The following is a 7,719-nucleotide window of genomic DNA, read 5'->3' as shown; positions in this document are numbered from 1 at the left end:
GTTGAGCAATTAGAAGCCGGGCTCGACGAGTACATCCATTACTACAACCACGAGCGGATCAGCATGAAGCTCAACGGCCTCAGTCCGGTACAATTTCGAAGCCAGATAATGAGTCTGTAGTTTGTCCAACTTTCGGGGGTCAGTTCATCGGCGGGTTACTTGATAACCCCAAGTAACCAAGGGTTGGCTCCCGGTTGGGCTCCTCCTTCGTCGGAGTACCTTCACTCCGGCGACGCTCCGTGCGCCCGCCGCCATCGGCCATCCATGGCCGGGGGCGGCTCTCGCGGCATCCATGCCGCTCGGCCCACTGTGCGCCACCTGCGTTCAGCCTGCACCCAAGTCGCGTTTTGTAGTGTTTGGACTATCGCGCTATGAAAGCAAAAATCAAAAGCATTGGATCACGCGATTCCTGTAGGAGCGCGCTTGCCCGCGATCTACCGCGCAGCGGTAGCAAAATCAGGCAACTCAATTGTGACTGATACCCGCATGCACAGGTCTTGCTGCCGGTCCCCGGCAGATCGCGGGCAAGCGCGCTCCTACGCCTTCGGCAGAATCAAAAGCAGAGCTGCAAGCTGATCCTGATCCTGATCCTGATCCTGATCCTGATCCTGATCCTGCTTTTGCTTTTCCTGCCTCGTAAGTCCAGACGCCACAAAACGCGACTTGGGTGCAGGCTGAACGCAGGCGATGCGCAGTGGGCCGAGCGGCATGGATGCCGCGAGAGCCGCCCCCGGCCATGGATGGCCGATGGCGGCGGGCCCACGGAGTGTCGCCGGAGTGAAGGAACCCGACGCAGTCGGGCCCAACCAGGAGCCTAGACCCTTGGTTACTTGGGGTCTTTTCAAGTAACCCGCCGAAGGCGGAACAGTTTGGCCGTTAGGCCAAACCATGATTTAACCGCCACCCGAAATGTTGGGATATATAAACGTTGTGAGCGCCAAGCGTGCGTAAGCAGAAAAAGCCCTCACCGCCGCAACGTCTTCTGCCGCAAGATATAAACCGTCACCAAAACCGCACTCACCCCCATAAACACCCGCGCCCAGACCATCGGCACCAGCCAGCAAGAAACCCCGATACTGATCCACATCAGGCCGATCGCATACACCTTGCCTTTCAGCGGAATGCCTTCCCCGTTCAGATACCCACCGATCCACGGACCGAGCCGAGGGTGATCGACCAGCCAGTGATAAAAGCGGGGAGAACTGCGCGCGAAACAAGCGGCAGCCAGCAAAAGAAAAGGCGTGGTCGGTAACACCGGAAGAAAAATCCCGATCACACCCAACGCCACGCTCAGCCAGCCGATGCCCTGCAACAGATACCGCACGAACCGGGACCGGCTCGTGCGGGGTGTGGAATCACCGGAACTGCCGTGCGCCATAGGCGCCGACTCAGTGGTGGCGAGGTTTGAGGATCGCCGGTTTTTCATCCGGGGCGTGCAGCAGCAGATACAGCGCGGTCAGCGCCTCAGGGATCTGCACGATCATGTCGTCCATCAGATTGGCATCCGCTGCGATGTCGGCGAACTCAGGTTGCTCGTCGAACAGGCCCGAACCGACCATGATTGGCAGCAGCATCTCGCTGACTTCCTCTTCGTCGTTCTCGAACCAGGCCGATTCGCGCAGGAAGACACCTTCCATGAAACCGATGCACCAGCCGCGCAGTTCGGAATCGTCCGGGTCATCGCCCAGGTCAAGGTCGCAAGGCAGTTCGAATTCTTCGTCCGACGCCAGCTGACGGGCGATGTGCGCCTTGAGCAGGATCAGGGTGGATTCGATCTCTTCGTGCTGAGCCTGGTCCGCGTAGTGCGGTGGCTCGGCGAACAAGGCGTCGATCCACTCACGGTCCGGCACGGTTTCGGCACAGATCGACAGCGCGGTCAGGTAGCCGTGGGCGGCTACATAGTCCAGCGCTTCGTCATGCAGCTCATCGGCGTCGAGGAAGGCTTGCAGGCGGTGTAATTGCTCAGCGAAGGACATTGAAGGACTACCTTGGAAATAAACGATGCTGAATTCTAGGCCCTGAGCGCTGCAGATGCCAGTCACGAGGCCCTTGGAATCGGCATTGCTGCTAATTTCGACCGCTCGTGTCACGGCTGTCCTATCTGTCCGGGCGCTCCGGTATACTGCCGCGCTTTGCGATTTCTACAGCGAATCTTCACCCGCTGCAGTGGCACCATCCGGGGTATTTATGCTCGACCAGGCTCAACGCGTACTTAAAGACATCTTCGGCTACGACAGTTTTCGTGGCTTTCAGGGTGCCATTATCGAGCGCGTGGCCAGTGGTGGGGATGCATTGGTACTGATGCCGACCGGCGGCGGCAAATCCCTGTGTTTCCAGGTGCCCGGCCTGTTGCGTGACGGTCTGGCGGTCGTGGTGTCTCCGTTGATCGCCCTGATGGACGATCAGGTGGCCACCCTGGAAGAACTGGGCGTGTCGGCGGCGGCGCTGAACTCGACCCTCAGCGCCGAACAGCAACGGGACCTGGCCAACCGGATTCGCCTGGGCGAAGTGAAGATGCTGTACCTGGCGCCGGAGCGTCTGGTCCAGCCGCGCATGCTGTCGTTTCTGCAGAACCTCAACATTGCCCTGTTCGCCATCGATGAAGCCCACTGCGTTTCGCAATGGGGCCATGACTTCCGCCCTGAATACCTGCAACTGGGGCAACTGGCCGAGCTGTTCCCGGAGGTGCCGCGCATTGCGCTGACCGCGACCGCCGACAAGCGCACGCGGGAAGAAATCGTCACCCGTCTGCATTTGCAGAATGCCGAGCGCTTCCTGTCCAGTTTCGACCGCCCCAACATTTTCTACCGCATCGTGCCCAAGGAGCAGCCACGCAAGCAGTTGCTGGCCTTTCTCTCCGAGCGGCGCAGCGATGCGGGCATCGTCTATTGCCTGTCACGCAAGAAAGTCGAAGAAACCGCCGCCTTTTTGAGCGACAACGGTTATCCCGCGCTGCCGTATCACGCGGGCCTGCCCATCGAAACACGCTCGGAAAACCAGCGCCGCTTCCTGAATGAGGAAGGCCTGATCATGGTCGCCACCATCGCCTTTGGCATGGGCATCGACAAACCCAACGTGCGCTTCGTTGCGCACATGGACCTGCCCAAGTCGCTGGAGGCTTATTACCAGGAAACCGGGCGGGCAGGGCGTGATGGCCTGCCGGCTGATGCGTGGATGGCCTACGGTCTGCAAGACGTGTTGATGCTCAAGCAGATGCTGCAGAACTCCGAAGGCGACGAGCGCCACAAACGCGTCGAGCACCACAAGCTGGATGCGATGCTGGCGCTGTGTGAAGAAACGCGCTGCCGGCGTCAGGCGCTGCTGGCCTACTTCGACGAAGACATGCCCAACCCTTGCGGCCATTGCGACAACTGCGTCGACGGCGTGCAGACCTGGGACGCCACCGAGCCGGCGCGTCAGGCGCTGTCGGCGATCTACCGTACCGGCCAGCGTTATGGCGTCGGTCATCTGGTGGACGTGCTGTTGGGCAAGGAAAACGACAAGGTCCAGAGCTTCGGCCATCAGAAGCTGGCGGTGTTCGGGGTGGGCAAGGCCCGCAGCGAGGGCGAATGGCGCTCCCTGTTCCGTCAGTTGGTGGCGCGTGGTCTGGCCGACATCGATCTGGAAGGCTATGGCGGCCTGCGCTTGAGTGACACCTGTCGCCCCTTGCTGCGTGGCGAAGTGACGCTGCAGCTGCGCCGTGACCTCAAACCGCAAACCACGCCGAAAGCGTCGGGCAGCCCGGCCAGTCAACTGGTCCGTGGCGAGGAGCGCGAACAGTGGGAAGCCTTGCGCGCCTTGCGCCGTAAACTCGCCGAAGAACACGGTGTGCCGCCGTACGTTATTTTCCCCGACTCGACGTTGCTGGAAATGCTGCGCAGCCAGCCGGGTACCATGGCCGAGATGGGACGGGTCAGCGGTGTGGGCGCGCGCAAGCTGGAGCGTTATGGCGAGGCGTTCCTGGAGGTGCTTGGCGGTTCAGCGCCTGCTCCGCGTGTCGTGACCGATCTGCGGCATGAACTGATCAGTCTGGCCCGAGCCGGGATGACCCCGATGCAGATTGCCGGTCAACTCCAGTGCTCTGAAAAGAACGTCTACACGATGCTCGCCGAGGCGATTGGCAAACAGCAGCTGTCATTGGAGCAGGCGCTGGATTTGCCCGAAGACCTGCTCAGTGAAATTCAGGATGCTTTCCTCGACGGCGAAGGCGAGCTGCCTCCCGTCGCCGCGATCGCCGAACTGTTCACCGGCCGCGTGCCCGAAGGCGTGCTGTATTGCGTGCGCGCGGCGTTGCAGTCGGAGTTTGAGGTTTAGGTCACGCCCTCGCACACCCATATCGGAAGACTCTCCGGTGCTTGACCAAGAGTTTGCAGAACCTCCGACAGCGCCTGCAGGTGTGGCGATGTCCCACGGATTTTCGGCTGACAGAGGCCCTGTGGGAGTCAGCTTGCTGACGAAGGCGAGGTGCCCGTCGGTATCTGTTTTGCTGACCCACCGCATTCGCCACCGTCGTAACCTCCGACAGCTCCCACAGTTTCTGTGTTCAGCCCCCCGTCGACGTTAGGATCGTTCCAACGCTCTGCGTGGGAATGCCTGCCAGGACGCTCTGCGTCCACGCTGACGCGGAGCGTGGGAACGATCAAAGATGTCTGGCCTGCTGCGGTATGAAGATTAAAAGCCAGAGCGCGCCCAGCGCCGCATTCTCCACGCCAAACCCGCCGCTCTTGGGACTCACCCTGCCTCTGCGACGAAACACCACGTCCGGCCACTTGCCTCGCTTCGAGCTCCATGGTTAGCTGCCTATTAATTAGGAATCGTCTTTAACCATCGAGTTACCTATGCCGTTAACAGAAGAACACCGCTTTGGCATGCAGCTGGCCAGCTTGTCTCGTGGCTGGCGTGCCGAGCTTGACCGTCGTCTGGCCGATCTTGGGTTGTCCCAGGCCCGTTGGCTGGTCCTCCTGCACCTGGCGCGTTTCAAGGAAGCGCCAACTCAGCGTGAACTGGCGCAAAGCGTGGGCGTGGAAGGCCCGACACTGGCCCGCCTGCTGGACAGTCTTGAGAATCAGGGGCTGGTCCGTCGTCAGGCCGTGGTCGAAGACCGCCGCGCGAAAAAGATCCTGCTGTGCGACACCGCAAGGCCTCTGATCGAGAAAATCGAAACCATTGCCACGGCGTTGCGTCACGAGCTGTTCGAAGGCATCGACGAGGAAGATTTGCGCGTCTGCCTGCGGGTTCACTCGACAATTCTGGCGAATCTGGAAAAATCCTGAGCTCATGGCGTTGAGCCAGCGACAAATACGTTGATCGTGTCGAAACATCCTGTTCTATTTGCACCCATACTGGTTTTTCCCGGACACGGTGTCCGCATCACGAAATTGCAGGGAAGCCTGCCTTATAAGGGTTCGCATGCTGAAGAGTTTTCAGGCCGGTCGTCGGCGCGGGAGTCACGCATCACTTCGCGTTCAGTCGGGTCTTCGCACAGGGTTGCTCGCCGTGGCGGTCGCGTCGGCATTCATGCTCCACAGCTCCATGGCGGCCGCGCTGGGCCTGGGCGAGATCACCCTGCATTCGGCGCTCGGCCAGCCTTTCAACGCTGACATCGAACTGATCGAGGCGGGCGGCCTGACCCCTGAAGAAATCGTTGTTGCCCTGGCACCGGCCGAAGCCTTCACCAAGGCAGGCGTGGAGCGCGTGTTTTTCCTCAACGACCTGCGCTTTACCCCCGTGATTCGTGGCAGCCGTGCCGTCGTGCATGTCGAGTCGCGCAAGGCCGTCACTGAACCTTACATGGATTTTGTCGTGCGCCTGGTGCGGCCTAACGGCGATCAGTTGCGCGAATACACGGTCTTGCTGGACCCGCCGAACTCGCCGACAGGGCTTGCCGCGACGCGCAGCCGTACTCAATCGCCTGCCGCCGGGGCGAAAAACGATGAGTCCCGATTGCCTGTCGCACCGCCAAAGGCTGTGCAGGGCAAGCGTTATACAGTGGCCGCCGGCGACACCCTGGCGGGCATCGCGCGCCGTGTGCAGGCGCCGGGCAGCAAGACCTCTGGCAACGAGTTGATCAGCGGTATTCAGGCCCTCAATCCTCAGGCGTTCCCGAATGGGGATCGCAGCCAGTTGAAGGTGGGCCAAAGCCTTCTGTTGCCGGACAGCGCCATCGAGCCCAAGCCGTCCACACCCGCCACCGCAGCGGGTGCCCAGTCTCCGGTCACCGCTTCTGCCACCGCGCCCGTTGTGCCGGGAGCCCCTGCGCCGACTCCGGATGCGGGTCAGCAACTGACCGCCACCGCACTGGAAAACCAGCAGTTGGCCAAGACCGTGGACGACCTCAAAGGGCAGGTCCAACAGGCGAACGAGGAAGAGGCGGGCAAAGACAAACAGATCATCGAGTTGCAGACGCAACTGGCGGAAATGAAAGCGCTGGCGTCGCGCCCGGCGCCTGCTGCTGCGCCTGCAACCCCTCCCGTACAGAAAACCCAGCCGGTGGCGACAACGCCTGCGCCGGTGACTGCGCCAGTGCCGGTGCAACCGGTGGATGACGACGATCTGCCATGGACGACAATCCTGGCCGCATTGCTGGTGCTGCTGTTACTGCTTGCGTTGGCGTGGTCGGTTCGTCGTAACCGGATCAAAAACGAGTTGGCGCTGCAACCGGAGCCTGTCGAGCCGATCATCAAACCGGCGCAGGCGACGGTCACGCCGGTGTTTGAAGTGCCTGCCGTGACGCCGCGCCCGGTCGCGACCGCTGCGCCTGCTGCCAGCACCACCGCGCCCGCAGGTCAGCGGCTCGCCGGTGCAGCGACTGACGCGCTGGACGGTGCGAGCATCTACATTGCTTACGGTCGTTTTGCTGAAGCCTTGGCGATCCTGCGGGAGGCGCTGGACAAGCAGCCGCAGCGCACCGACGTGCGCATGCGCATTCTCGAGTTGCTGGGAGAGCAGGGCGATACTGCGGGCTTCGACGCCGAGGAAAAGGTCCTGCTGAGTCAGGGGATTGAGGCGCAAAAGCTCAAAGAGATCCGCGCTCGTTATCCGAAGCTCAATGTGGAGGTCGCCCCGACGGCGCCGGCTCCGGCGACGACAGAGCCGTCAGCGGCTCCGGCCGTTGTGGCGGGCGCTGCTGTTGCGGTAGCAGCGGCGGCTGCGGCAGCCAGCGACACGCAGGCAGGCCAACTGGACGAAAACGCAGCCGCCGCCTTGAATCCCGATCCGGCGGACGACTTCCAGCTCAACCTGGACGACCTGTCGATGGACGCCGACTGGGACCTGGTCGATCCATTCGACAGCGCACCCGCCCCGCGCAAGCCTGCACCTGATGCCGAGCCCGCGCTGGATCCAGCGTTCGCCTCCAACCTCACGGAGTTGCCGGAAGTCTTCGAAATGCCGGAGGAGCAGTTCCTCAGCGATTTCGCCGAAGAAGACGAGACGATGGACATGGACGTGCAGTTCGAGGAAGAACCTGAGCCTGCGTTGATCGTACAGAGCAACAGTGACCTGATGGACGACGCGTTTCTCGACAGCTTCATGACCGATGACACCGAATTCGACCTGATGGACCTGGATGAAGCGCCGCTGAGCAAGATCAACGAAGCGCAGGTGTTGATCGATGAAGGCAATGTCGATGAGGCACGCCGTCTGTTGCAGCAGGTCATCGATGAGTCCGACGACGGTCCTCAACAAACGGCCCGTGATTTACTGGCTGGACTGGGCTGA

6 protein-coding genes are annotated in these 7,719 nt (G+C 61.5%); 4 read left to right on the top strand and 2 right to left on the bottom strand.

All coding sequences use genetic code 11. The features are described 5' to 3' along the window. On the top strand, window positions 1–120 hold a 120-nt coding region (locus tag BLS87_RS26710; protein WP_143024435.1), incomplete at its 5' end, for an IS3 family transposase. Window positions 121–964: 844 nt separating this feature from the next. On the opposite strand, the gene BLS87_RS26705 is transcribed toward BLS87_RS26710, so the two are convergent. Continuing rightward, complete coding sequence (locus BLS87_RS26705) at window positions 965–1,378, bottom strand: YbaN family protein (RefSeq protein WP_074757363.1); 414 nt, start codon at window positions 1,376–1,378, stop codon at window positions 965–967. A 10-nt stretch (window positions 1,379–1,388) separates the two neighbouring features. Further along, a complete protein-coding gene (locus BLS87_RS26700) occupies window positions 1,389–1,976 on the bottom strand; it encodes a UPF0149 family protein (protein WP_074757362.1) in 588 nt (195 codons plus the stop codon). 211 nt (window positions 1,977–2,187) lie between these two features. Between BLS87_RS26700 and recQ the strand changes: the two genes are divergently transcribed. The 3 genes from recQ to BLS87_RS26685 all read left to right on the top strand — a co-directional run bounded on the left by recQ (window position 2,188) and on the right by BLS87_RS26685 (window position 7,719). Further along, the gene (gene recQ, locus BLS87_RS26695) at window positions 2,188–4,314 is read left to right on the top strand and encodes a DNA helicase RecQ (RefSeq protein WP_074757360.1); all 2,127 of its coding nucleotides are present in this window, start codon (window positions 2,188–2,190) and stop codon (window positions 4,312–4,314) included. Between the two features lie 524 nt (window positions 4,315–4,838). Continuing rightward, a complete protein-coding gene (locus BLS87_RS26690) occupies window positions 4,839–5,273 on the top strand; it encodes a MarR family transcriptional regulator (protein ID WP_074757358.1) in 435 nt (144 codons plus the stop codon). 136 nt (window positions 5,274–5,409) lie between these two features. Then, window positions 5,410–7,719 (top strand): FimV/HubP family polar landmark protein, encoded by a 2,310-nt coding sequence (locus BLS87_RS26685; protein ID WP_143024491.1) that lies wholly within the window; start codon window positions 5,410–5,412, stop codon window positions 7,717–7,719.

This window comes from Pseudomonas abietaniphila, from assembly GCF_900100795.1.
Classification (GTDB): domain Bacteria; phylum Pseudomonadota; class Gammaproteobacteria; order Pseudomonadales; family Pseudomonadaceae; genus Aquipseudomonas; species Aquipseudomonas abietaniphila.
This window is presented reverse-complemented; position numbering and strand designations above follow the sequence as displayed.